At 47.7% G+C, this 25,812-nt stretch carries 24 protein-coding genes; 10 read left to right on the top strand and 14 right to left on the bottom strand.

What is annotated here, in order from left to right; genetic code table 11:
* Positions 1–66: 66 nt before the first annotated feature.
* The 4 genes from nrdB to EHS89_RS07480 all read left to right on the top strand — a co-directional run bounded on the left by nrdB (position 67) and on the right by EHS89_RS07480 (position 2,263).
* Entirely contained in the window at positions 67–1,197 is a 1,131-nt protein-coding gene (nrdB, locus tag EHS89_RS07495; RefSeq protein WP_124925516.1) for a class Ia ribonucleoside-diphosphate reductase subunit beta, read from the top strand.
* Positions 1,157–1,474, top strand: coding sequence for a 2Fe-2S iron-sulfur cluster-binding protein (locus EHS89_RS07490; RefSeq protein ID WP_229753717.1), 318 nt, complete (start codon positions 1,157–1,159; stop codon positions 1,472–1,474). Before nrdB ends, EHS89_RS07490 begins: the two co-directional genes overlap by 41 nt.
* 412 nt (positions 1,475–1,886) lie before the next feature.
* Positions 1,887–2,027 carry a DUF2986 domain-containing protein gene (locus EHS89_RS07485; protein ID WP_124925515.1) on the top strand — a complete coding sequence of 47 codons (141 nt, stop codon included), beginning with the start codon at positions 1,887–1,889 and terminating at the stop codon, positions 2,025–2,027.
* Positions 2,024–2,263: a VF530 family protein gene (locus EHS89_RS07480; protein WP_124925514.1), complete on the top strand. Its 240-nt coding sequence runs from the start codon at positions 2,024–2,026 to the stop codon at positions 2,261–2,263. Before EHS89_RS07485 ends, EHS89_RS07480 begins: the two co-directional genes overlap by 4 nt.
* A 14-nt stretch (positions 2,264–2,277) precedes the next feature.
* Here the strand turns inward: EHS89_RS07480 and EHS89_RS07475 are convergent, their stop codons facing one another.
* Positions 2,278–2,622 (bottom strand): helix-turn-helix domain-containing protein, encoded by a 345-nt coding sequence (locus EHS89_RS07475; RefSeq protein WP_170167445.1) that lies wholly within the window; start codon positions 2,620–2,622, stop codon positions 2,278–2,280.
* Positions 2,623–3,035: 413 nt separating this feature from the next.
* Between EHS89_RS07475 and EHS89_RS07470 the strand changes: the two genes are divergently transcribed.
* Positions 3,036–4,040 carry a cysteine synthase A gene (locus EHS89_RS07470; protein WP_124925512.1) on the top strand — a complete coding sequence of 335 codons (1,005 nt, stop codon included), beginning with the start codon at positions 3,036–3,038 and terminating at the stop codon, positions 4,038–4,040.
* A gap of 23 nt (positions 4,041–4,063) precedes the next feature.
* Here the strand turns inward: EHS89_RS07470 and EHS89_RS07465 are convergent, their stop codons facing one another.
* From EHS89_RS07465 to cysD, 13 genes are all read right to left on the bottom strand, one after another.
* Positions 4,064–5,101, bottom strand: coding sequence for an MBL fold metallo-hydrolase (locus tag EHS89_RS07465; RefSeq protein WP_229753716.1), 1,038 nt, complete (start codon positions 5,099–5,101; stop codon positions 4,064–4,066).
* Positions 5,102–5,715: 614 nt separating this feature from the next.
* Positions 5,716–6,348: an endonuclease III gene (gene nth, locus EHS89_RS07460; protein ID WP_124925511.1), complete on the bottom strand. Its 633-nt coding sequence runs from the start codon at positions 6,346–6,348 to the stop codon at positions 5,716–5,718.
* 618 nt (positions 6,349–6,966) lie between these two features.
* Positions 6,967–7,392: a GNAT family N-acetyltransferase gene (locus EHS89_RS07455; RefSeq protein ID WP_124925705.1), complete on the bottom strand. Its 426-nt coding sequence runs from the start codon at positions 7,390–7,392 to the stop codon at positions 6,967–6,969.
* Between the two features lie 142 nt (positions 7,393–7,534).
* Positions 7,535–8,116, bottom strand: coding sequence for an NAD(P)H-dependent oxidoreductase (locus tag EHS89_RS07450; RefSeq protein ID WP_124925510.1), 582 nt, complete (start codon positions 8,114–8,116; stop codon positions 7,535–7,537).
* A gap of 108 nt (positions 8,117–8,224) precedes the next feature.
* Positions 8,225–8,509, bottom strand: a complete 285-nt coding sequence (locus tag EHS89_RS07445) for a hypothetical protein (RefSeq protein WP_124925509.1) — start codon at positions 8,507–8,509, stop codon at positions 8,225–8,227.
* A gap of 944 nt (positions 8,510–9,453) precedes the next feature.
* On the bottom strand, positions 9,454–10,167 hold the full coding sequence (locus tag EHS89_RS07435; RefSeq protein WP_124925508.1) for an electron transport complex subunit E: 714 nt from the start codon (positions 10,165–10,167) through the stop codon (positions 9,454–9,456).
* Positions 10,167–10,829 (bottom strand): electron transport complex subunit RsxG, encoded by a 663-nt coding sequence (gene rsxG / locus EHS89_RS07430; protein WP_124925507.1) that lies wholly within the window; start codon positions 10,827–10,829, stop codon positions 10,167–10,169. The genes EHS89_RS07435 and rsxG overlap by 1 nt, the downstream gene beginning before the upstream one ends.
* A gap of 358 nt (positions 10,830–11,187) precedes the next feature.
* Entirely contained in the window at positions 11,188–12,240 is a 1,053-nt protein-coding gene (gene rsxD / locus EHS89_RS07425) for an electron transport complex subunit RsxD (RefSeq protein WP_124925506.1), read from the bottom strand.
* A 24-nt stretch (positions 12,241–12,264) separates the two neighbouring features.
* On the bottom strand, positions 12,265–15,483 hold the full coding sequence (gene rsxC / locus EHS89_RS07420) for an electron transport complex subunit RsxC (protein ID WP_124925505.1): 3,219 nt from the start codon (positions 15,481–15,483) through the stop codon (positions 12,265–12,267).
* Entirely contained in the window at positions 15,480–16,079 is a 600-nt protein-coding gene (gene rsxB, locus EHS89_RS07415; RefSeq protein ID WP_211340302.1) for an electron transport complex subunit RsxB, read from the bottom strand. The genes rsxC and rsxB overlap by 4 nt, the downstream gene beginning before the upstream one ends.
* Positions 16,080–16,088: 9 nt before the next feature.
* Positions 16,089–16,670, bottom strand: a complete 582-nt coding sequence (gene rsxA, locus EHS89_RS07410; protein WP_124925503.1) for an electron transport complex subunit RsxA — start codon at positions 16,668–16,670, stop codon at positions 16,089–16,091.
* A 234-nt stretch (positions 16,671–16,904) separates the two neighbouring features.
* Positions 16,905–18,623, bottom strand: coding sequence for a sulfate adenylyltransferase subunit CysN (cysN, locus tag EHS89_RS07405; protein WP_124925502.1), 1,719 nt, complete (start codon positions 18,621–18,623; stop codon positions 16,905–16,907).
* Between the two features lie 193 nt (positions 18,624–18,816).
* Positions 18,817–19,734, bottom strand: a complete 918-nt coding sequence (cysD, locus tag EHS89_RS07400; protein WP_124925501.1) for a sulfate adenylyltransferase subunit CysD — start codon at positions 19,732–19,734, stop codon at positions 18,817–18,819.
* Positions 19,735–20,262: 528 nt separating this feature from the next.
* On the opposite strand from cysD, the gene EHS89_RS07395 reads away from it, so the two are divergent.
* From EHS89_RS07395 to cysG, 5 genes are all read left to right on the top strand, one after another.
* The gene (locus EHS89_RS07395; RefSeq protein ID WP_124925500.1) at positions 20,263–21,048 is read left to right on the top strand and encodes a sulfite exporter TauE/SafE family protein; all 786 of its coding nucleotides are present in this window, start codon (positions 20,263–20,265) and stop codon (positions 21,046–21,048) included.
* A 72-nt stretch (positions 21,049–21,120) separates the two neighbouring features.
* Positions 21,121–22,782 (top strand): nitrite/sulfite reductase, encoded by a 1,662-nt coding sequence (locus tag EHS89_RS07390; RefSeq protein WP_124925499.1) that lies wholly within the window; start codon positions 21,121–21,123, stop codon positions 22,780–22,782.
* Positions 22,766–23,245 carry a DUF934 domain-containing protein gene (locus EHS89_RS07385; protein WP_124925498.1) on the top strand — a complete coding sequence of 160 codons (480 nt, stop codon included), beginning with the start codon at positions 22,766–22,768 and terminating at the stop codon, positions 23,243–23,245. Before EHS89_RS07390 ends, EHS89_RS07385 begins: the two co-directional genes overlap by 17 nt.
* A gap of 37 nt (positions 23,246–23,282) precedes the next feature.
* Positions 23,283–24,056: a phosphoadenylyl-sulfate reductase gene (locus EHS89_RS07380; RefSeq protein WP_124925497.1), complete on the top strand. Its 774-nt coding sequence runs from the start codon at positions 23,283–23,285 to the stop codon at positions 24,054–24,056.
* Positions 24,057–24,317: 261 nt separating this feature from the next.
* A complete protein-coding gene (gene cysG / locus EHS89_RS07375) occupies positions 24,318–25,748 on the top strand; it encodes a siroheme synthase CysG (protein WP_124925496.1) in 1,431 nt (476 codons plus the stop codon).
* Positions 25,749–25,812: the final 64 nt, after the last annotated feature.

Below are 25,812 nucleotides of genomic sequence, written 5' to 3'. Positions count from 1 at the left end.
GTCTGCGGCGCTGTCACAGACCTTCAGTTTTCACCCTGGTTCCAGGGCAAGAGATATCGATACAAAATGCTATATTCAACTTTTGATCCGACTTTCAATGATGCGACTAAAGAGCCGATGTTTTTCGGCCATAACGTTAACGTAGCCCGCTACGATAAACAAAAATATCCAATTATTGAGAAGCTGATTGAAAAGCAGTTGTCCTTTTTCTGGCGCCCGGAAGAGGTGGATCTGTCCACTGACCGTAAAGATTTCATGGGTATGCCGGAACATGAGAAGCATATCTTCCTGAGTAATCTTAAGTATCAGACACTTTTGGATTCGGTACAGGGTCGTTCACCTAACATTGCGTTTCTGCCGGTGGTTTCATTACCAGAGCTGGAAACCTGGCTGGAGACCTGGTCTTTCAGTGAGACCATCCATAGCCGTTCTTACACGCACATCATTCGTAACATCATGAACGAGCCTGCTGAAGTGTTCGATGAGATCGTTACTAATGAAGAGATTGTAAAGCGGGCCAAAAGTGTGACCCGGTTGTATGACGAATTCATCGAACTGATGAATATCTACCTGATTCAGGGCGAAGGGCAGCATACCATTAATGGCGAAACCCATGATGTGTCGATGCGTAACCTGAAAACTAAGCTTTATCTGACCCTGGTATCGGTAAACGTACTGGAGGCAATCCGCTTTTACGTTAGTTTCGCTTGTTCATTCGCCTTTGCTGAACGCGCCATTATGGAAGGTAATGCCAAGATCATTAAGCTGATCGCCCGTGATGAAGCGTTACACCTGACCGGCACTCAGTTTATGTTGAATGTACTGTCCTCGGGTGCAGATGATCCTGAATTTAAAGAGATCGCTAAAGAGTGCGAGCCCGAAGTGTACGAGATCTTCCGTGAAGCAGCGGAACAGGAAAAAGAGTGGGCTGAGTATCTGTTTAAAGACGGCTCAATGATCGGTTTGAACGCTAAGATTCTGGCCGATTATGTAGAATATATTACTAATGTGCGGATGAAAGCGCTGAATCTGGAAGAGATCTTCCCGCCTAAGCAAAATCCGCTACCATGGATGAATGCATGGCTGGTCAGCGACAATGTGCAGGTTGCACCTCAGGAAGCAGAGATCAGTTCATATCTGGTAGGAGCAATCGACAATGAAGTGGGTGAAGACGACTTCGACGACTTCGACCTCTAAGGAACAAGCTGTGTCGGGTATCCCAAGAATTAAGGTTAATCATTTCAATACTTTTTATTTTCAGTATGAGTTCTCTCTGCTGGATGCATTAGAAGCGCAGGAGATTCCTGCACCTTATAACTGCCGTGGTGGTTATTGTGGTTGTTGTCGTGTGCGCCTCATCGAAGGGGAAGTTGAAGAGGTGCAAGATGCTCTTTTTGACACTGTTGGTGATGAGATCCTGACTTGCTGTACCAAGCCGGTAGGCCATATTGAGATAGAAATTCCTGAGGATTAATCGATTCCCAGGGATTATTTTTATAACCGTTATCCGTCCGGATAACGGCGACTCTCCTAAAAGTTTTTCACAAGCTGACACTAGTGCTTTTCATACGGTTGAATGAGCGGCTGATCTAGCGGGCTGTAAATATTTGTATGTCGCTAAGTCATTGAAAAATAATTTAGTTATTGCTCTGTGGTTGAATTTATAATCAATTCGCTGAAGGCCTTATAGTAGTGCTGTTTCGGCGGGTTGTTAAAAAGTAATTCACTGACTTATCCACAGAATATGTGTATTACATAATGCTTGTGCCGGGCCAGGTTATGTGACTAGAGGCCGGTGCACTTTAGCTAATTTATAACCTGCACTATTCTTCAATTAGTCCCGCGACTACAATAGCCCTTTACCGCCCCATGCCAGGTCTGGACCGATGAACAGAAAAAAGAAGATAAACAGCATTTTAAAAAAACGAGCCAAAAAGGCGAATGCGAAGCTGAATGTATCGAACAAGCCTCGATATATATCTAAAGCGGAACGTGAGCAGGCTACAGAGCAGGATAGTGAATCGTGACACAGGCTCAGAAGAATAATCCACTGCATGGCGTGACGTTACAACAGATAGTGATCGACCTTGAGGCTGAATATGGCTGGCAGGAGCTGGGTGAGCGTATCAGTATCAACTGCTTTCAGAATGATCCCAGTGTTAAATCCAGCCTGAAGTTTTTGCGTAAAACGCCCTGGGCAAGGGAAAAAGTTGAGCAGCTATGGATTCTGCTACAGGAACGTAAAAATATTTGGAAGAAATAGTGATCAGAATCGATTTAGTTTTCGGTCAGGATCCGCATAATTTTGTTTGCACGACGTTTCATTACCGGTGACATCTTATCGAAATCGGCGATAAGCTGTTCCTGTTGAGGGGTAAGCGTTAATGGGTAAGGTGCTCGGGTGCGTTTATCCTGCCCGGAAAGATACCACTCAACAGTGATTCCGTAGACTTCGCACAGGCGTATTAAGTCATCCAGGTTGCTTGGTTCAGCCCCGGTAGCGGATTCCCATTTCTTGATTGTTGAAAGCGATTTATACAGCAGTGTTGCAATGTCCTGCTGTTTGAGTCCCTGAGCTAATCTTGCTCGTTGTAATCGCTCGGCTCTCTCTGCTCGATTCATACTGCAAAAGATCATCTATCAACGGGATCATTGAGTCATCTAAAGTGTAATGATCTTATGCTCTTCAGTATAGAAGGTACAAGCCGCTGCTACCTTACTTTACAAGTTAACTACCTAACTATAGATTTTGCACACCGGTTGTAGTTCCGCATTGTAGTTAAGTGCAAAGTTGTTCGGAGACCGGATCTTTGGTTGCAGTTAAGAGGTTCTCAAGAGCTTCTTATGTTGTCGTAATCACAGAACCGCCGGGATCACTCCCGGCGGAACATCGCCTGATTCGGTTAGGTAGTTTTATTAAGCACTGCCTCTAAAAGCTCTCCTCTAGTCTCATTCCGTAAACGTTTTTCCAGAAACTGTCCGACCATTAAACGTTGTCGCTGAACTATACTGCTATCTGAATACCGGAGGTGGATATGAACAGCACACCCGCACTGCTCTCTCTTATTGGTAATACACCACTTATCCAACTACGCAAGGCTTCTGAAATAACCGGTTGTACCATTCTTGGTAAAGCTGAATTTTTAAATCCAGGCGGTTCAGTTAAAGATCGTACTGCATTGGGTATTATTCTGGATGCTGCTGAAAAAGGTTCACTTTTACCTGGTGGAACTATTGTTGAAGGTACGGCTGGCAATACTGGCATAGGTATTAGTCTGATCGCTAATGCGATGGGCTATCGTTCTGTCATCGTCATGCCCGATACCCAGAGTCAGGAGAAGCGAGATATTCTTCGGCTCTATGGCGCGCAGCTTCATCTTGTACCCGCTGTACCACTGGCAGACCCGCAACACTACACTAAAGTTTCGGCACGGTTAGCAGAAAAGCTTTGCACTGAAGAAGAGCGGGGCGCTATCTGGGCTGATCAGTTTGATAATGTTGCCAACCGTGATATCCATTATCGCACCACGGGTTCAGAAATATGGCAGCAGACCGCTGGAACAGTCGATGGCTTCTGTTGTGCTGTCGGTACCGGGGGAACGTTAGCCGGCGTCAGCGCTATTCTGAAACAGAAGAATCCGCATATCTGTATCGCATTGTCTGATCCGCAGGGTGCCTCGCTGTATCGACACTACACCCAGGGAGTATTAAAAGCAGAAGGGAGCTCTGTCATGGAGGGGATAGGTCAGAGCCGGGTAACAAAGAATCTGGAGGGGGCGGTCGTCGATACCGGCTTTGAGCTCAGTGACAGTGAAGCCTTGAACTGGGTTTTCCATATGCTCAAAGAGGAGGGAATATGTCTGGGGGGGTCATCCGGAATTAATATTGCGGGTGCTGTTGCGATGGCAAAGGAACTGGGGCCGGGTCATACCATTGTCACTATTCTCTGTGATATCGGTACCCGGTATCAGAGTAAATTATTCAATCCGGAATTCTTAAGATCAAAGGGCTTACCTCAACCCGACTGGCTGGCAGACTGATTAGTCGGGTTTAACTGGCAGGCTTAATTATTGATGGGATAGCCCTGTTCCTGCCAGGCGTTAAAGCCGCCGTCCAGCGCCACAGCCCGATCAAAACCAAGTTGTTTCAGGGTAGCTGCCGCAAGGGTGGAAATTTTGCCGAACTGGCAATAAGTCACTATCCGTTGCGTCGGATCCTGTAAGCGGTCATTTACCTGCAGCTCTAGTTGGCCGCGTGGTATATGAATGGCCCCGGGAATACGGCCCTGGCGGAAAGCATCACTTTCTCTGACATCTAATAGCAATATATCAGGGCTTTTCGATTGAATTCTCAATGCTACCTCTGAGAGAGACATGAAGGGAACCTTTTCTGCAGCTTCCGCAATAAGCCCGGCGACAGTCTTTCCTCCGCTCAGATTGGTCCGCAGTGCTTCACTGAGGTGATCAGGCATACTCAGATTAAGGTTGTTCATCTGCTGAATAAAAGCAGCACGTTCAGATATCTGAAGTCGGGGGTTAGTGGCTAACTCGTTTGAGATACTTGAGTATTGTCTGTTGCTGTAGATATGAGCTGGATAAACCCGTGTTTCAGGGGGCAGATAGAGTAGTCGGTTAAACAGACTGTTATAGAGCTTCTCCGGATTACCCCCCGGCAAGTCGCTACGGCCAGTACCTCCCAGTAGCAATGTATCGCCGGTGAGGACACGGTCTTCAACATAGATACAGATAGAATCTTCAGTGTGGCCAGGGGTGTGTAAAATCTCAAGCTTAAGACTCCCAAGCCGTATCATCTCACCATCATCAACATGAAAAGAGACAAAAGGTGCCGGACTGTTGCGGTGCATAATAACCGGTACCTGTAACCGTTTCGCAAGTGCCTGGCTGGCGCTGAAGTGATCGGCATGGGTATGGGTGTCGAGCAGGTAATGTAAACGCAGTCCTTCTTTAGCCAGGAGGGCAAGATAGTTGTCCTGCAGCGTCAATTCCGGGTCAATGATAATTGCACTGCGTTGCTCACTGCAGCCAATAAGGTATGACTGACAACCCCGTGCCGTTGCTATCTGGTGAAAGATCATCGCCATGCTTTATACCTGTCTGGGATAGTGCTGCAGTTCAGTATAGCAATTGTAAATTTTGTCATCCTGATGACGTTTTGCTGATGGCCTTTTGTGAATGTTTAAAATGAGATTATTAAGATTAAAGTGATACAGAAATCTATGTTAGTACCTACTTCTTTTGGGAGTGAATAAATATAAGGGCTTAACTTGTTAATTAAATTTAATGCACAGTGTGAAACATGGCTGTTTGATGTTTCACAAAAAATTAAACAAAAGTTTTAGATATAGCTGTTGATTTACGTAACTTGTTGTAATTAAAGGGCTTTTATTTGTGTGTCGTTTATGTGAACGATTTGTTTCAGGCCCTTTAACTATGGGCTCTTGAGCAATTTGCCCCAACACTATTAACAGAGTTATCCACAGAAAATGTGCACAACATTGATCCGTTAATGGGCTCTCTTTAGTGTCTTTATAGCTGTGCTAAATAACAATACTGTGACAGATTTAAGTAGCGAAATATGGCACAGAGACACCTATGATACAGGTCAATATTTGAGCAGATAAGGTCAGAAGAAGGATATAAAAAAGCACCGTATTGACGGTGCTTTTTTATCGCTATTATTTGCTGCAGAAGCGCTCTATTCTGCTTTGTCTTTAAACTCACAAAGGTCTTCAATAAGGCAGGATCCGCAGCGGGGCTTTCGGGCAACACAGGTATAGCGGCCATGCAGTATCAGCCAGTGATGAGCGTCGATAAGAAACTCTTTAGGCACAAAGCGCATCAGTTTCTTTTCAACTTCTACAACGTTCTTACCTGGTGCTATCTTAGTCCGGTTAGAGACCCGGAAGATATGCGTGTCTACCGCCATAGCAGGCTGACCAAAGGCAGTATTAAGCACTACGTTGGCGGTCTTACGGCCGACGCCGGGAAGTGCTTCGAGGTCTTCCCGGTTATCGGGTACGACTGAATCATGCAGCTCGACCAACATCTTGCAGGCCTTGATGACATTCTCGGCTTTTGAGTTATACAGGCCGATTGTCTTAATATATTCCTTCAGTCCATCGACGCCCAGTGCGTAGATAGCTGCTGGAGTATTGGCAACCGGAAACAGCTTACGGGTTGCCTTGTTTACACCTACGTCCGTTGCCTGGGCAGATAACGTCACTGCGACCAGAAGCTCAAACGGATTACTGTATTCCAGTTCCGTTTCCGGATTAGGGTTGGCATCTCGCAGGCGGGTAAAAATCTCGTGGCGTTTCGCGGCGTTCATTGTTTTTGATCGGTGGTTATTTGATAGGGCGTAATGGTATAGAGGTGGGTAGTTTTCGGCAAGTGTGGAACAGGCCGGAGGGAAGCGGTCAGGCTAAACGTCGCAACGGGGGGGACTAGATAGGTAGTTGCGCCTTGGTTGCTAAAAAAGCGGGATAAAACAAATTATCAGGGTACAGTGGCTACTAAAGCTATTAAGAATAGCTTTCAACAACCTCAATATTCTTATTTAAATAGAGTTATAACGCCAAGCAAAGCGGCGCAGCTTACTGCGTCCTTGCTTGTGCTCCTTGTTATATGTGTTAACGGTGTGAAAGCTTATTTCCAATCGCTTTAAGTCCTTTTAATAAACTGGATTCACCTGTGAATGCAAAGATCAGGAAATACAGACCTGTAAATACTCCCGAGATTCCTGACAAATATGGCACTACGTTCTCTGTGAGCATAAAAGCAAAGCCGAGGACAAAAAACAGCCCGACCATACCACCCAATACTCTCATTAATATTCTCAAAGCAACCTCATTTGCTAAGAGATACAATGCCTACAGCTGCGGAAAAAAGGTGTAGCGGTCTTTTGCAAAACGGATGACGCACCAATTTTTCCTGCAGCCTGTTTTTGTTAGGCACTTTTTGCCACCATAAACTGGATATCATCATAATGATTGTGATTATCTGGGGAATTTGCCGCCTCAAAGCCAAGTGTCGTGTAGCACCTAAGTGCTGGAATATTATTCTTAACGACAAAGAGTGAGCTTTCACTGACATTAAGATTATGCATTCCGACTTGTATGAGTTTAGATATAAGTACTTTACCTACTCCCTTCCCTCGTGCCAGAGGTGAAACTGCTAATCTTGCCAGATGGCACCGACCAGACTTTTCATAATACTGCCCAAAAGCAAGTAACTCCCCATCTGAGTCAATGAGTGAATAGGTAGGCATTTCGCCCCACCGGGCATCCTCAAGAAATGTGGCTCGTGTGAATGGATATCTCAAGCCAGGTCCGCACCAAAGGTAGCCGCTCTCCTTGTCGGGAAACCAGCTCATCAAGGTGTCAATATGGGAGTCTTTCGATGCTATCAAATTCATGTGAATTACTGCCTAAGGCCGCCAGCAGGGGACGAAAAACCAGAGCGAAGCGGCGGTTTTTTTGTTCCTTCTGGTTAGCCTTGTTAGAAGCGCTTTACTCCTAAAATTTTGATTCAATTTTACCAACAAAGTTGTCAATTTTTTCTTTATTTAGTTTTTCACTTTTATAAAGAGATAGCATCTTGAATTTACAGTTGGTTGTGCAAGCTCCCAGTAAAGCTAGTTTTAGTACTTTCTTTATAGGCTTTCTCAAAATAAAGGTATCAACCCACCAAGGCGAACCAAGAGTCGTTACGACCTTCATTTCTTTCAAATTATCTAAGCGCTGCTTAATCGGCCCATAATCCGATGCATGATCGTATGCATGACCTGGTGCCCACACCCGATCAAACCAACCTTTTAAAATTGCAGGAAAACCAAACCACCAAGTTGGAAATATCAACACTAAAGATTCAGCCTGCTTTAACTGCTCTATATCAGACTTAACTTGATTCTCATCAAACTGTTCTCGGTAATAACTTTCTCTTTCCGGCTTGCTCAATACGGGGTTAAACCCTTCACTATAAAGGTCTTTTACTGTTACTTGGTAACCTTTGTTCTTTAAGTGATTTATTGTTTTGTTCGCTAAATACTTACAAAGGCTATTTTCTAAAGGATGTGCTAATACAACTAAACAGTTCACGGTATCTCTCTGAGTTTCTAACGCCCAACATAGAGGGCAGGAGCGTAGCGACGGTCCAAGCCCGCAGGGCGACTTTTGATGTTCTTGTTATGTGTTTTACTACTTACGTCAACGCCATAACCTATTAACAGTAGATTCATTAAAGCCGCCAAGGTTTACCAAGATAAAATGAGAAACCAGGTACGCAGCTCCTGCACCAAGACCACCGCCAATAATAAGGAACCAAATTTCACTTTCTGGCCCTTTGGCATCAAGCGGAATACCTTGCGTTACACGAAAGATATACATAGGTAACAACAGAAAACCAGCAAGGGCAACCATAGCGAAGATGAAAGCAATTGCTTTGAAAATAGCCTCTCTTCGTTTTACTCGCCTATTTTGATTCCAGCTCATAATTACCTATGACACATAACGCCTCAAACAGCGGCGCGCGTTAGCGCGTCCAGCCACGAAGTGGCGTTGCTGCTTTGACTTGTTAAATGTTTTGCTCCATGTGCTGCTTAAATTCATTAATACTACCTGCAATTTTGTTTGCATACTTTGGCTCCATGCCGATAGCTGGAATAGAGAAAACCTCACCTAAGCTATTTAGAACGAAAAGCTCATCAGCACCGTTTGAGCCAAATGCGGTAAACTCTGGCGCATAAACTGCCAGCTCATAGTCCTGATTGTACTCTGCTAAATTCTCGGGCTCCCAAATAATGTACCAAAGCGGGTCAATTGCCAGCTCTCCTTAGGTGTAGCCCTCAGCTCGTAGACTCTTTACTTCTTGCTAGATATTCATGATGATATTTAATATTTTTAATAGCACGCATGCGCGTTTTTCTGGAAAGCCTGATTCGAAAAACACAAACTAACTTGATGAAAAGAATAGATTTATAGATAGTAGCTGCCATTCATCTTCCGATGAAAACGCGCACGGGTGTTTTGATATTTTACTCTGGCACGTTATCTCAGCACGCTATTCCTTATTTCATTGATAATGCAGGAGTTATTCGGAAGTTACCATAAGAAAGCGCGCACTGTTAAATTATCTGGCCAGATAAACGCGCATATTTTGTGCGTAATGAGCAATATACTGTTTTTATACGCAGGTTTAAGTATGGCTTACGGCGACGCAGAAATCAGGGCGGGAGGGCGCAGGTTGTTGTCAGATTTAAGCTGGGGAAATTATCATCTAGTCCCCGGATTGGCCAGAAACTCTGGCATTTAATCGTTGGCTATCGTTTATATATTGCTTAACAGTACTCTGCATATAAAATACCTCGGCCAGCCTTGCTGGCAGCGAGGAAAGTTAAGCTCTCTACATAGCTAGCAGCGCGAAGCGCTGCGGTCTATTAAGATATATTACCAGTGACTCTAACGCGCTTGGATTCTGCTGCAGGAGCCGCTGGTGTAGCTTCTTTACGGCGTTCTTCAAGACGGGCATCGATGATGTTTTTCAACGCGATTAACAAGCCCATGCCGACAAAAGCGCCGGGTGGCAGTATGGCAAACAGGAAACCTGTGTAGTCGTCGATCAGGACGATTTTCCAGCTCTCGGCCATCGGGCCGAATAATAGCTGCATATCAGCGAACAGGGTGCCAAGGCCAAGAATCTCACGCATAGCGCCGAGAATCGCCAGTACTGCAGTGAAGCCGATACCCATCATTACGCCATCGAGCAGAGATGCACCGACCGGATTTTTACAGGCGAACGCATCAGCCCGGCCCATGATGGCGCAGTTAGTTACGATCAGCGGAATAAAGATACCTAGAATAGTGTACAGCTCGTAGGTAAAGGCCTGCATCAGTAGTTCGATACAAGTTACGAATGAGGCGATGATCATGACGAACACTGGTAAACGTACCGAATCCGGTACGAATTTTCGGAACATGGAGATGGTCAGATTTGAGCCGATCAATACCAGGATACTGGCAATACCTAGCCCCAGCGCGTTAACCACCGTGCCGGTGACGGCCAGCAACGGACAGAGGCCGAGTAGCTGAACCAGTGCCGGGTTATTATCCCAGAGGCCATCGAGGGTGATTTTTTTGTAATCAGTTGCCATTATTCTGTACCTGCCACATTGGTTTGTGGCTGTTCCTGGTTCGACTTGCTTTCTAACAGCGCAGCTTTATGTTCCCGGAAGTACCTTATCGCTTTAGCGGTGGCATTGACCACTGCGCGAGGTGTGATAGTGGCGCCGGTAAACTGATCAAATCGACCGCCATCTTTCTTTACCGCCCAGCTTGGATCATCATCGCCCTGGTAACGTTGTCCGGTAAAGCTAAGGATCCAGTCAGTTTTTTTCAGTTCCACTTTGTCGCCCAGTCCCGGTGTTTCTTTATGCGATAGCACCCGAACGCCGGCAACACTCTCATCACTGTTAATACCAACAATCATATTGATATTGCCGGTATAACCGTCCGGCGCTGTGACTGGCATAATCACGGTGACTACCTGGCCATCACGGCGAGCGCGAAACACGTCAACCGGTAGTTCGCTGCTGGTGAGCGCTGGTGCTGTGATAGCAACGATATCTTCCAGCAGGTTGTTGTCGATGCTGTCTTTAGGGACTATTTCATACAGAGCCTTGGCGCGTGCTTCCCGTTCATTTATCTCGATACGATCTTTAGTCGATACCTGAGTCAGGGCGATTGCACCTGCGGTAATTACCGCGAAAATACTCAGCCCCAGGGCGCTGTTGCGAATGGCAGTTAACATTTCCATTACAGGGCCTGCCTATAGTTCGTAAGTTGTTTCTGCTGGAGGCCGGTTGGGCTGCATAACAAGGCAGAAAGAGCGCGGTGTGGTTGTTCCACATGAGCGAATGATAACGCAGCTGTGTGCCCAACCGGCACCAGCCCTTCGGGGCGTGTTGAAAACCCACCACTCAGCGTTGTTTGTCGCTTATTTAGAATCACTAAATTACTCTCCTCTCGCCTTGATTAGCGGATTTTCAACTAAGCCAGAATCTGCTTTAGAACTACAGGCAGGCCCTAGTCTCCCTTCATGCCACGGTTAGCTTTGTGATGACCATAGCTGCGCGGTTGTGTGTATTGATCGATAAAAAGGACGCTCAGGTTCATTAGCTGTCCCCCTTCATGCCACGGTTAGCTTTATGATGACCATAGCTGCGCGGTTGTGTGTATTGATCAATAAAAGGTGCGCTCAGGTTCATAAGTAATACGGCAAAGGCGACGGCATCGGGGTAATTGCCCCAGCTGCGGATAATAAATATGAGTAAGCCAATACCTGCGCCAAACCAGAGTTTGCCTTTATTACTGGTGGCCGAGGTGACCGGGTCCGTAATAATGAAAAACGCAGCCAGCATGGTTGCGCCGGTTGTCAGGTGGAAAAACGGATCCGGATACTGGTCGGGCATGAGCAGAAAGAAGAAAGTGGAGGCCAGTGCCAGGGTTCCCAGCATTGCCACCGGTGCGTGCCAGGTGAAAATCTTCCGGTACATCAGGAACACACCGCCCATAACATAAGCAGCGCTAACCGCATGCCAGGCGCCAATGCCATTGGCAAGCAGGGCGCTTTCGGCCCACATCTCTTCGGTGGTAAAGCCGCCGCGATGCTTCATTATGTCCAGCGGTGTTGCCATGGTATGGCCGTCGATCAAGGTTCCGGCGGAACCAAAGATAGCACTGAATGTATCGCCCAGCCCCAGTACTGCCCAGCCTTCACCGGTCATAACAAAGGGTGCTGTCCAGTTGGTCATCTGTACCGGGAAAGATACCAGCAGTAGTGCATAGGCGACCATAGCCGGATTAAAAGGGTTGCTACCCATGCCGCCGTACATATGTTTAGCGACAACGATGGCGACCATGACGCCAACGGTTATCACCCACCAGGGAGCAAATGGAGGTAGTGCTAACCCCAGAAGTACGGCTGTTACTACCGCGCTATAGTCGGTGAGGTAGAAGCTGACCGGACGGTTACGCAATTTAATAATCAGCGCTTCCAAGCCTACAGCGAGCATAACTGCCCAGATCACCTGGATCAGAGTGCCCCAGCCGAAAAAGAATGTCATTGCTGCCAGACCCGGCAGTGTGGCCATCAACACAGTGAGCATCACATTGCCGGTGTTACCGGGACGGTGTGCGTGGGGTGATGTGATTCGAATCAGTGCCATTTATATCTACTCAGATCTCGGTCGTTATTCTGAAAAGCGTTCCAGAGTTGAATTTAGTTGCTCAGCCTGAGCTTTGGCAGATATCAATTCAGCTTCCAGGCTATCTTTGCTGTCCTGTTCTGCTTTGCTCAGAGCGCGCTCAACCTTGGTGACCGCTGCGCGGGCCAGTGCGGCATCGATCTTAAGCTGTTTAAGGTCGATACCTTCCTGCGCTGCGGCGGCTATCTTTTCAGCTTCCGCCTTATCTAAGGTTGCTTTAGCCTCATCATGACGCTGCTTCAACTGCTCAATTTCTGCTGCTAACTCGCTGGTATCCTCTGAATCATCCGCTTCGCTAAGCTGCTTTTCAGCTTTCTTTAGCTTGGTGCGCATAATTGATACTTGTTGCTTCAGCTCTTTAATATCAGGTTTGGCTATCTCAGCTATTTCTGTCTCAACTATTGCTGTTTCAGCGGTTGCAGTATCGTTGCCCTTAGTCTGAACTAGTTCATCCTGCAGAGCCTTAAGCTTATCTTTCAGCTTATTAACACCGGCGGCCATCTTATCAGCGGCCGGGCTACCTGATTCTGCGGCTTTCTTCCAGGCAGCCTCGCCTTTATCTACTTTGGCCTGCATCGCGGCGATATCAGCTTCCAGTTCAGATGTGTCGACCTGTGCTGACGCTGAAGCATTATTGGACTGAATCTGAGCCAGCTCATCCTGCAGGCCCTTCAGCTTATCTTTCAGCTTTTCAACTCCGGCGGCCATCTTGTCGGCAGCAGGGCTGCCTGCTTCTGCAGCTTTCTTCCAGGCAGCTTCGCCTTTATCTACTTTGGCCTGCATCGCGGCGATATCAGCTTCCAGTTCAGATGTGTCGACCTGTGCTGGCGCTGAAGCATTATTGGACTGAATCTGAGCCAGCTCATCCTGCAGGCCCTTCAGCTTATCTTTCAGCTTTTCAACTCCGGCGGCCATCTTGTCGGCAGCAGGGCTACCTGATTCTACAGCTTTCTTCCAGGCGGCTTCGCCCTTATCCACTTTGGCCTGCATTGCTGCTATATCGGCTTCCAGGTCAGATGTGTCAACCGGTGCTGGCGCTGCAGTGTTACTGGATTGAACCCGGATTTGAGCCAATTCATCCTGCAGGGCCTTCAGCTTATCTTTCAGTTTTTCAACCCCGGCGGCCATCTTGTCGGCAGCAGGGCTGCCTGCTTCTGCAGCTTTCTTCCAGGCAGCTTCGCCTTTATCTACTTTGGCCTGCATCGCTGCTATATCGGCTTCCAGTTCAGATGTGTCAATCTGAATAGGTGCAGATGGTTGTTTAGCGTCGCCAGCTTCAGCGTCTTTAAAGGCTTTTTCGGCGGCTATATTTTTAGCTTGTAGCTCACTAATCTGCTTTTGCAGCGTAGCGATAGTGTCGGCGTCATCACCGTTAGCTTCTGATTTTTCTAGCTGCTTTTCCGCTTTCTTGAGTTTGGTACGGGCTATCGCAGCGTTCTGCTTCAACTGCTTAAGGTCTGTTACCGGTGCAGTCGATGTCGAAACAGGTGCTGGCGCGCTTTGTGCCTTTTCATAAGCTTTTTGTGCGGTATCGAATTTGACCTGTAACTGTTGTACTGTCGCCTGCAGTGCTTCGATACCATCCTGGCCTTTGCTTTGGGCATTGGTCAGGGCTTTTTCAGCCTTGCCTAGCTTAGTGCGGGCGATGGCTGCATTCTGTTTTAGCTGTTTAAGATCAGGCGCAGCGGTAGATGCTGCAGCAGCTGCGGCCGGCTTCTTAGTCAGAGCGGCATCTTTTTTGGCTGCCTGAGCTTTGGCTGCATCAATTGCACGCTGTTTGCGACGTTCCTCTTTTTCAATCTTCTCTCGCTCGAGACGCTCCTGGCGTGCTTCGAAACGGATACGCGCATGGTCAGCTTTGCGTTGCTCATCATCCTCTTTACGGATCTCAGCTTTAGCAAAACGGTAATATTGTACTAGTGGAATATTACTTGGGCAGACATAAGAGCAAGCACCGCATTCGATACAGTCGAACAGGTTGTGATGGCGCGCTTTATCAAATTCACGGCCTTTGGCAAACCAGTGTAACTGCTGCGGTAGTAGTTCAACCGGACAGACCTGCTCACACATGCCGCATCGAATACAAGCTTGTGCCGGAGGCTGTGGTGGCATCTCCTCAACGGAACCTGCAATCAGGCAGTTGGTGGTTTTTATAACCGGAATCTGTTCATCGGTGACGGTGATCCCCATCATGGGCCCACCAACGACAAGGCGGTGTATGTGTTCACGACTAGCCTGGGCATGATCTAACAGGTCGGCGAAACGGGTACCGATTCTGACTTCGTAGTTCTGTCGATGTCCGGCAGCCTGACCAGTAACAGTGACAATACGAGAAATAAGTGGCTCGCCATAAGTGACTGCTTTAAATATTGCCGTGGTGGTGCCTACGTTCTGGCACACAATACCTACATCGGCAGGGATCCTGCCACTGGGAACTTCAACGCCGGTGAGTAGCTTGATTAACTGTTTTTCACCACCGGACGGGTATTTTGTCGGGGTTATGACGATATCCAGGTTCAGTGGGCTGTCGTCCAGGGCTTCGTGCAGCGCACGGATTGCCTGAGGTTTGTTGTCTTCAATACCGACCATGATATGCAATGGTTTAAGCAGGTGAGCAATAATCTCGATACCGCCCATAATCTGATCGGCACGCTCACGCATCAGCATATCATCGGCAGTAATGTAAGGTTCACACTCGGCGGCATTGATAATCAGGGTGTTAACAATATGATCATCGCCCAGATGTAGTTTTACATCAGTAGGGAAGCCCGCACCGCCCATGCCTGCTACACCTTGCTGACGGATGAACTCGATCAGTTCAGGTTTAGGCAGGCTGGTGTAGTCGTCTAAACCACTATGTTCGATCCACTCATCTTTGCCATCAGCCTCGATGATGATGCAATCGGCGGTCATGCCGGACATATGAGGGACTGGATGGCTCTCTATCGCGGTGACGGTTCCCGAAGTAGAGGCGTGGATATTGGCACTGATACGACCGATCGCTTCAGCAACCTGCTGGCCTTTTAATACCCGATCACCGACTTTTACCAAGGGATCCGCTGGCAAGCCTATGTGCTGTTGTAGTGGTAGCACAATTCGAGAAGGTACTGGTGCTGCGCTAATGGCCGCACCGGTCGACTGCTTCTTGTTTTCCGGTGGATGAATGCCACCGTGAAAGCTGTGGACTTTTACTGTATTTTTCATGCTTCACCCTCCAGTGCTGGAGCGGGTTTGCGATCGGTAGCGATCAGCTCGACTCCTGCTTTAGGGGCTGGCCACTGCCAGGTGTTGAGGGTGGTTTCAATCGGATTCATATCGATACAGTCTACCGGACAAGGTTCGACGCAGAGGTCACAACCGGTACATTCAGATTCAATAACAGTGTGCATCTGTTTGGCGGCACCCAAAATAGCGTCAACAGGACAGGCCTGGATGCACTTAGTACAGCCGATGCATTCGTCTTCCCGGATGAAGGCGATTGTTTTAACTTGCTCTTCACCGTGCTCTGTGTCTAAAGGCAGCGCCTCAACGTCCAGAAGATCAGCTAAAGCCTCGATAGTGGTTGTACCGCCGGGAGGGCATTTATTGATCGCTTCATCGGTGTTGACTATAGCTTCAGCATAAGGGCGACAGCCCGGGTGGCCACACTGACCACACTGAGTTTGTGGTAGCAGCGAATCAACCTGATCAACCAGCGGGTTGCCTTCGACTTTAAAGCGAATAGAGGAATAGCCCAGCAGAATGCCAAATACCAGGCCCAGACCTAACAATACCAGAATGGCAATTAATACAGCGTCCACGATATCTCCTTAAAACTGAACTAAGCCGGTAAAACCGAGAAAAGCCAGAGACATCAGGCCAGCTGTAACCATGCCGATAGCTGAGCCTTTAAAAGGCACAGGCACATCGGCAACGGCGATTCGTTCGCGCATGGCTGAGAACAGGATCAGCGCCAGCGAAAAACCCACCGCGGCACCAAAGCCATAGACGATGGAGTCGATGAAGCCATTCATCTTTTTAATGTTTAGCAGGGCAACACCCAATACCGCACAGTTGGTGGTAATCAGCGGTAGAAAGATACCCAGGAGTTTGTAGAGCAGGGGGCTGGTTTTACGCACCACCATCTCGGTGAACTGAACCACGACGGCAATAACCAGTATGAACGCAATGGTCTTGAGATAGGTCAGCTCCAGTGGTGCCAGCAGGTAAGTGAATACCAGGTAGCTGCACACGGATGATAGCGTCAGTACAAAGGTAGTTGCCAGTGACATGCCCATCGCTGTTTCGAGTTTATTGGACACACCCATGAATGGGCAGAGGCCAAGAAACTGAACCAGAACGAAGTTGTTCACCAGCACAGTGCTGATAAGTATAAGCAGATATTCAGTCATAATGTCCGTTACATCATCACCGGCACTGTCACTACCGGGGGCCTGCCTGCAGGGTTAACAGGTTAAAATTAGAAAGTCCTGAATTTTACCGGTTTCAGAGGCGTTCCGGTATAGGTTTCTGATTGATATGCCTCAATATTTTTGCAACTGCGTAACACTTTATGGTCATTCAAGAGTACAAAGCCGGATCTGAAGACAGTTCCGGCTTTATTTGTTTACCTGATGATACAGATGTTACACGGCGCCGCGTTGCCGCAGTAGTTCCAGAATAGCATTAACCTGGGCTGAAACTGGCTGGGCAGAGCTGTTCAGGCAAAGGTCTGCATTGGCACCATTCAGGTCAACGATCAGGCTACCCTCAGGTAGAGCAGAGTCAGTGGCTTCAGCCAGAACCAGCAGGCCACTGTTATTCAGCAATGTGGCAACTGCATTCAGATCACCCGGCAGGTTATTCCGGTTAAGTACAGCGACTGCACGACCCTGGTTGAACAGCTGACGTTCCAGAGTGAATAGCAGCGTATCCCGCTCTTGTTCAGCGCCACCGCGAATCGCCAGTGTCACTGCTTTCTGACCGTAGCGACGTTCACGATCTTCTTTGCGAATACTGGCTTTAGTGGTCACAAAGTTATCACTGATCTGATTGTCAGCGCTGTCATCACCCGCGATCATACCTGCAGCGACAGTCGTGTTGGTCAGACGGTCTACGATGATGAAAGAGCCGGTGCTGTGGTGAGCGCGGTAATCATCGGTGACTACCGGGCGCTCTAGCGTGATTTCACAGCGGGCAATTTCATTTAACTTCAGCGTTGCAGCCGGATGCTGTTGTTGCGTGTTAACGTCAATTGCGTGACGAATACTGCTGATACCGCCAGCAATAGTCTGAGTCGCTAGCTTAACATCGTACTGGCGGCCTGGCAGAAGTTCTTGCTCAGCCATCCATACAACCATCGCATCGAAGCGATTGCTAACACGAACATCATCATTGCTGTGGACAATCATATCGCCACGGCTGATATCGATTTCATCTTCCAGTGTCAGTGTCACTGACATTGGTGGAAAGGCTTCTTGTAGTTCACCGTCGAAGGTAACAATCGATTTAACCCGGCTGCTCTTGCCTGACGGCAGTACTGTAATTTCATCACCCGGACGTACAATGCCTGAGCCGATGGTGCCACAGTAACCACGGAAATCCAGGTTAGGGCGGTTAACATACTGAACCGGGAAACGTAGTTGTTCGAAGTTCTGGTCGTTAGCGATCTCGATGTTTTCCAGCAACTCCATCATTGGCGCGTCTTTGTACCAGGCCATGTTGTCACTCAGATTGACAACGTTATCGCCTTTCAGGGCAGATAGTGGCACAAACTGCACATCGTTCAGATCCAGATCTGAAGCAAATTCCAGGTAGTCTTTCTTGATCTCTTCATAGCGCTCTTCGCTGAAATCAACCAGGTCCATCTTATTCACAGCAACGATAGTGTGTTTGATACCCAGCAGAGATACGATAAAGCTATGACGTTTAGTCTGTACCTGAACACCGTGACGGGCATCGATCAGGATGATCGCCAGATCACAGGTAGAAGCACCGGTGGCCATGTTGCGGGTGTACTGTTCATGTCCCGGGGTGTCCGCGATGATGAACTTACGCTTATCAGTAGAGAAGTAGCGGTATGCCACATCGATAGTGATACCTTGTTCACGTTCAGCCTGCAGGCCGTCAACCAGTAGTGCCAGATCCAGTTCTTCACCGGCGTTACCTACTTTGCTGTTGTCTGCGTGTAGTGCTGCCAGCTGATCTTCGTAGATCATTTTGGAATCGTGTAACAGGCGACCAATCAGGGTGGATTTACCATCATCTACGCTACCGCAGGTCAGGAAACGTAGTAGCTCTTTGTTTTCGTGCTGTGCCAGGTACTCTTCGATATCGCTGGCAATCAAATCGGACTGATGACTCATATTCTGTTCCGTATTCTTAAATTCTGTACACCGCTGTTGCTGAATTCTGTATGGAAGCAATAGCTGGTTAAAAAGTTAAAGCGTTACGAGCGATGGGTAGGCAAGGCGGCGGTGATTGAGAAAGCGCAGCCTACGTCTGTAGGTGAGCATTTTCGAAGTCACCGCCAACGCAGCATCCCCAAGCGCAGTAGCTTTAGAAGTAGCCTTCCATCTTCTTCTGCTCCATCGAGCCCGCACCATCGTGATCGATGACCCGGCCTTGACGTTCTGAAGTAGTGGTTAACAGCATCTCCTGAATAATCTCAGGGAGTGTCTGGGCTTCAGATTGAACTGCGCCGGTCAGTGGGTAACAGCCCAAAGTACGGAAACGTACCATCTTCATCTCTGGTGTTTCACCAGGTTTAAGAGGCATGCGCTCATCGTCAACCATGATCTCGATACCATCACGTTCAACTACCGGGCGCTCTGCAGCGAAGTACAGCGGTACAATCGGGATGCTTTCCAGATAGATGTACTGCCAGATATCCAGCTCAGTCCAGTTAGATAGTGGGAATACCCGAATACTTTCACCCTTATCGATGCGGGTGTTGAATGTGTTCCACAGTTCAGGGCGCTGACACTTTGGATCCCAGCGATGATTCTGATCGCGGAATGAGAAGACACGTTCTTTCGCCCGTGATTTCTCTTCATCACGGCGTGCACCACCGAATGCAGCATCAAACTTATACTTATCCAGTGCCTGCTTCAGGCCCTGGGTTTTCATGATGTCGGTATGCTTTTTAGAGCCATGAGTAAATGGGCTGATGTTCATATCAACGCCTTCCTGGTTGACGTGGACGATCAGGTCCATGCCTGCTTCAGCGGCCATCTTGTCGCGAAAGCTGATCATCTCTTTAAACTTCCAGGTGGTATCAACGTGCATCAGCGGGAATGGTGGCTTGCCCGGATAGAAAGCTTTACGTGCCAGGTGCAGCATAACCGCAGAGTCTTTACCGACTGAGTAAAGCATAACCGGATTTTCGAACTCCGATGCTACTTCACGAATGATATGGATGCTTTCAGCTTCCAACTGACGCAGATGGGTCAGTCTGTGTTCCGGCAATTGACTCATGTTATTAACTCTTTCTCTATGCGCTTGAAAAATTGTTTAGGTGAAAGTGCGGTAGCCTTTGTTGATCAGTAAGTGTTGGTCAACAAGGTGCAGCTCTCCTGATAATGGACGACAGTATGCAGGGGTTTTCTTAAAAGTAAAAAGAATATGTTGGAATGTTTTTAAAACCAAATGGAATATGAGGGGTTTGACTTAAGCTGTTCAACTTCAGTTCTTTTAATTAAAACGATCAATGAAAAAGTCGTTTGTGATAAAACTCTTTTGCTGGGAAACCCTTCTTTAAACGCTCCTTCCCAATAATGAGACTCGTAATGCAGACTAACAATCCGGTGTCAGCTTACTAAGTTTGTATCTTCTTTATATAAGCAAGTTATCATTTTGCTTATTCTATATAACTAAAAAGAATCAATAAATTTCTAATTATTATTTTGAGTTATAAGAGGTAGTGGTTAGTATAGCCAGCTCGAATTGTGTGGTGCTGTGCTTGGTTTAGTTACAGCGCTTAGTTAAAGGCAGCTGAGAACGTTGATGGAAATAGCATACAGCTTCGCCGGCCTGGTGGTCGGTTTTATTGTAGGTCTGACCGGAATAGGTGGCGGTGCTCTGATGACCCCGATTCTGATTGTCGGCTTCGGTATTCCTCCGGTGACGGCTGTGAGTACTGACCTGCTGTATGCGGCTATTACTAAGTTTGGTGGTAGCTTTTCATATGCCCGTAAAAAACTGGTGGAATGGCGAGTTGTTATTCTGCTATTGAGCGGTAGTGTACCGGGCTCACTGTTGACGCTTAACTTTTTAGAAGGCCTGGGTGGTCTGGAGAAAGTTGAGCACCTGATGAATATTACCCTGGGTGTGTCACTGGTACTGACGTCTATCGCTGTGTTTTTCCGTACCCGTATTCGCAACTCAGTTGTTTTGTTGAAAGGTACAAAATTTGAAAAACATGGTCGTCGCTATCGTCCAGCTGTCACCGTGTTGGTTGGTTTGATATTAGGTGGATTGGTAACACTGTCCTCTGTTGGAGCTGGCGCACTGGGTACTGCAGTATTGATTTTATTGTATCCACGAATGTCGATGCAGAACATTGTGGGTACTGATCTGGTTCATGCAGTCGTACTGACAGCGATTGCCGGTGCGGGACATTACAGCATGGGTAACGTTGATCTCTGGTTGCTGTTGTTCCTGATCATGGGATCGCTACCAGGGGTGTTTATGGGTAGCCATATAGGCACCAGGATATCGCCAAAGGTTATACAGCCAATTATGGGTTCTTTGCTATTGGCGATCGGTATGCGCTTTGTGCTGGCCGGATAGAACTAAAGAAAATATTTTGTTTCAAACTTTTTAGGGTGAACGCCGTGCGAACGGCATTTTAGGGTTAAGAAGATGTATCAATATAATGAACAGGATCAGAATCTGATCAACGCACGGGTAGAACAGTACCGTGATCAGACGCGTCGCTTTCTGGCAGGAGAGATTCCCGATGAGGAATTCCGTGCTTTGCGACTGATGAATGGCCTCTATATTCAGCGTCATGCACCAATGTTGCGTATCGCTGTACCTTACGGCCTGATGAACTCTGTCCAGATACGTAAGCTGGCTGACATCACCCGTAAGTTTGATAAGAACTACGCACATTTTACTACCCGTACCAATATTCAGCTGAACTGGCCGAAACTGGAACAGGTACCAGATATTCTGGCAGAGCTGGCTGAAGTGCAGATGCACTCAATCCAAACCAGTGGTAACTGTCTGCGTAATACTACGACGGATCATTTTGCCGGCATTATTCCTGATGAGGTTGAAGATCCACGCCCATGGTGTGAGATTATTCGTCAGTGGACGACGCTACACCCAGAATTTGCTTATCTGCCACGTAAATTTAAGATCGCTGTTGCCGGCAGTACTGAAGATCGTGCTGCGACTCAGGTACATGATATTGGCCTGCACCTGGTACAGAACGATGCTGGCGAGACCGGCTTTGAAGTACTGGTTGGTGGTGGTTTAGGTCGTACTCCGGTTATCGGTAAGGTTATTCGTAGCTTCCTGCCTAAGCATGATCTGCTGACTTATCTGGAAGCGATTCTGCGGGTTTATAACCTGAATGGTCGTCGGGATAACAAATATAAAGCGCGGATCAAAATTCTGGTCAATGCTCTGGGGACTGAAGAGTTTACCCGGTTGGTTGAAACCGAGTGGGACATTATTCGTGCCACTGAGACCCGTTTGACCGATGAGCACATCGCACGGATCAAAGGTTTCTTTGAACCACAGCCCTATGCTGCGGATGCCGTTGATGGTCTGGCTGTGCTGGAAAACCAGCTGGCTGATAATCAGGAGTTCAGCGCTTGGTACGAGCGCAATACCCGTGATCATAAAGTTGCCGGTTATCGTGCTGTTGTTGTTTCGTTGAAACCGCACCTGAAAGCACCTGGCGATATTACTGATGTTCAGCTGGATGCCGTCGCTGATCTGGCTGATAAATATAATTTCGGCGAGATTCGTAGTACCCATGATCAGAACCTGGTACTGGCGCATGTTGCTGCAGGGGATCTGTATCAGCTTTGGCAATCGCTGCGGGATCAGAATCTGGCCCGTCCTAATATCGGCACCCTAACCGATATGATTGTTTGCCCGGGCTTCGATTTTTGTTCACTGGCCAATGCACATACACTGACCGTCTCTGAGCAGATAAACCAGAAGTTTGATGATCTGGATTATCTGCATGATATCGGTGATATCAAACTGAACATCTCGGGCTGTATCAATGCCTGTGCACACCACCACGTTGCACATATCGGTATTCTGGGTGTTGATAAAAACGGTGAAGATTTTTACCAGATTACGCTGGGCGGTTCATCCCGTGAAGATGCTTCTCTGGGTAAAATTATCGGCCGGGCGGTACCACAGGCTGATGTTGCAAATACGATAGAAAAAGTTCTACAGGTCTATATCGATAACCGCACAGATGATGAACGCTTTATCGAAACTGTACGCCGTATCGGTGTAGCACCATTTAAGGAGAGAGTTTATGCCCCTGTTAATTAATCGTGTAGTAACCGAAGATAGCTGGTTGCTGGTTGATGAGGATAATCTTTCAACTCATCTGAATGAAGATATTGTCGTACCTTACGAATTGTTTGCCGCAGAGCAGGAGCAATTGTTAAGTGCTGAAGGCGGTCTTGGTATCCGTATTAACGGCGATCAGGACCTTAATCTGGTGTTGCAGAATCTGGACAAACTGTCACTGGTGACGATAGAGTTCCCCGCTTTTACTGATGGCCGTGGCTTTAGTTTTGCCCGGATTCTGCGCCGTTCTGGTTATTCCGGCCAGATACGTGCTGAGGGTGATGTTACCCGGGATCGCCTGGAATATATGGAGCGTTGCGGTTTTGATGCTTTTGCTATTCCAGCAGATCGTTTTGACGAAACAATGGTTAATGCATTTGGTGAAGTCTCAGTGCATTATCAGGGATGTGCCGATGACGAACGTCCCATTTTCCGTCAGTAAGACAGGCTAACAAACCAGACAGAACAGGACCGATAGTATGAGCGCACATACAACCCTGAGCGAAAAAGAGCGGGCTGAACTTGAAGCTAAAGTTGCCAATACCATCGCGGTATTGCAGCAAGCGGAATCTGAGTACGCAAAAGACAAAGTGGTATTTGCCAATAGCCTGGGTGCTGAAGATGTGGTTATTACTGATCTGATCAGTAAACATAGCCCGTCTATCGGTATGTTTGTGTTGGATACCGGACGTTTACCCGAAGAAACGCTGAAACTGCTGACGGATGTGCAGGCGCTTTATAGCAATATTCAGGTTGATGTTTACTATCCTGAAGCGGGCGATGTTGAGCAGTACGTTAAAGAGCATGGCGTTAATGCTTTCTTTGAAAGTCAGGAACGACGTAAAGGTTGCTGTTTTGTACGCAAAATTAAACCACTAAAGCGTGCGCTGTCGAATCGTGAAGCCTGGATTACCGGTCTGCGTCGTGAACAGTCGGTCACCCGCGATGAGATCGGCTTTAAAGAGTTTGATGAGGGCAATGGTATTGATAAGTTCAATCCATTGGCCGATTGGACCGAGGCTGATATCTGGGAATATATTAATGCCAATAAAGTGCCGTATAACGCACTGCATGATCAGAATTATCCAAGCATTGGCTGTGCGCCTTGTACCCGTGCTATCAGTGCCGGAGAAGATGTGCGCGCAGGACGCTGGTGGTGGGAAAACCCAGAAACCCGCGAGTGTGGTTTGCATCCGGGGACGCCGGTTGTTGAGGCTAAACCGATAAACGTTATGGATTTTCTGCCTAAGTGATTAAACAGGCTTCGGGGAGCTGGTTCTGCACGCAAGAATTGGTTGTCCGAAGTCTTTTTCCCTACGACGCTTTTAGTGTTTGTTTACGCTCAGACAGGAACGTTGATTTAACACAACAAAGCTTTGCATATTTAAGTACCTCAGTTCCCCCCTTTTTGATACATTCCCCGTACCTGATTCGGTTTCTCAGTTTAGTCTGTGTTTTTATATTATCCTTATGCCGGATGTATGGGTTTGTTGTTGCTTTCAGGAGAGATCGTTTTGGATTACCTACCGTTATTTTTTAAGCTTGAAAACAAAGTTGCTCTGCTGGTCGGCGGAGGTCAGGTGGCTTTGCGAAAAGCAACACTGCTGGTGCGGGCCGGTGCCAGGGTTACGGTAGTGGCTCATGTGGTGGAACCTGAATTGGCCGAGCTGGTCGAGCAGCATGGCGGACAGGTGATCATCGGTGAATACCACAGTGCATTGCTGGATGACGCTTATCTGGTGGTTGCCGCGACAGATGACTCTGAGCTAAATGAGCGGGTTCATTATGATTCAATAGCGCGTCATTTGCCGGTGAATGTGGTCGACAGTCCAGCGCTCTGCACCTTCATTTTTCCGGCGATTGTTGATCGTTCACCTATTGTTATCGGTATCTCATCCGGTGGCGAGTCACCGGTATTAGCGCGGCTTTTGCGCGCTAAGCTAGAAACCTGGATTCCTCAGGGGTATAGCCGGTTAGGTAAGCTGGTAGGACGATTCCGGTCTCAGGTTAAAAGTAAATTTGGTAGTGTTGAACAACGCCGGATCTTCTGGGAGAAAATCCTTCAGGGGCAGGTTGCTGAAAATGTTTTTGCCGGGCGTGACGCCGAAGCAGAAACCTTGCTGGAAACGGCATTAGAAAATGCAGACCCTGAGCATCAGGTTGGTGAAGTGTATCTGGTCGGTGGTGGCCCGGGCGATCCTGAACTACTGACCTTTAAAGCGCTGCGTCTGATGCAACAGGCAGACATTGTTTTCTATGATCAGCTGGTTTCGCCTGAAGTGGTGGATCTGTGTCGTCGGGATGCTGATCGGGTATTTGTGGGTAAACGCAGAGATAATCATGCGGTACCCCAGGAAGGTATTAATGAGCTACTGGTTAAATATGCTAAACAGGGCCGACGTGTATTACGTCTCAAAGGCGGTGACCCTTTTGTCTTTGGTCGTGGCGGGGAAGAGTTGGAAACCCTGAGCCAGCATAATATTCCGTTTCAGGTAGTGCCGGGTATTACAGCTGCCAGCGCCTGTTCAACTTATGCCGGTATTCCATTGACCCATAGGGATTATGCTCAATCGGTGAAATTAGTCACCGGACAACTTAAAAATCGCTCATCCGATCTGAATTATGCTGAGCTGATTCATCCGAATCAGACCATAGTGTTCTACATGGGCTTACATACACTGCCGCACTTGTGCGAACAATTGATAGCCCATGGCAAACCAGCGACGACACCTGCGGCGATCGTGTCTAAGGGAACCCGGGTTGATCAGCAGGTATTAACAGGTACTTTGACAACGCTGCCTGAATTGCAAGAGCAGGCTAAGCTACCAGCTCCTGCCCTGATTATTGTTGGTGAAGTGGTCTTGTTACATGAAGATCTGGCCTGGTTTGGTGATGATGTACTGCAAAACCACGGTTTGGTTTTACCGGACGCTAATAAGCCTTAATATAAAAGACGGTTCTGGTAAGTGATTAGAGAATGAAGGAGGCCTTTGGCCTCCTTTTTTTTTA

This window comes from Amphritea balenae, assembly GCF_003858655.1.
In the GTDB taxonomy this organism is placed as follows: Bacteria; Pseudomonadota; Gammaproteobacteria; order Pseudomonadales; family Balneatricaceae; genus Amphritea; species Amphritea balenae.
Note: the sequence above shows the minus strand (reverse complement) of the source record. Positions and strands in the feature narration are given on the sequence as shown.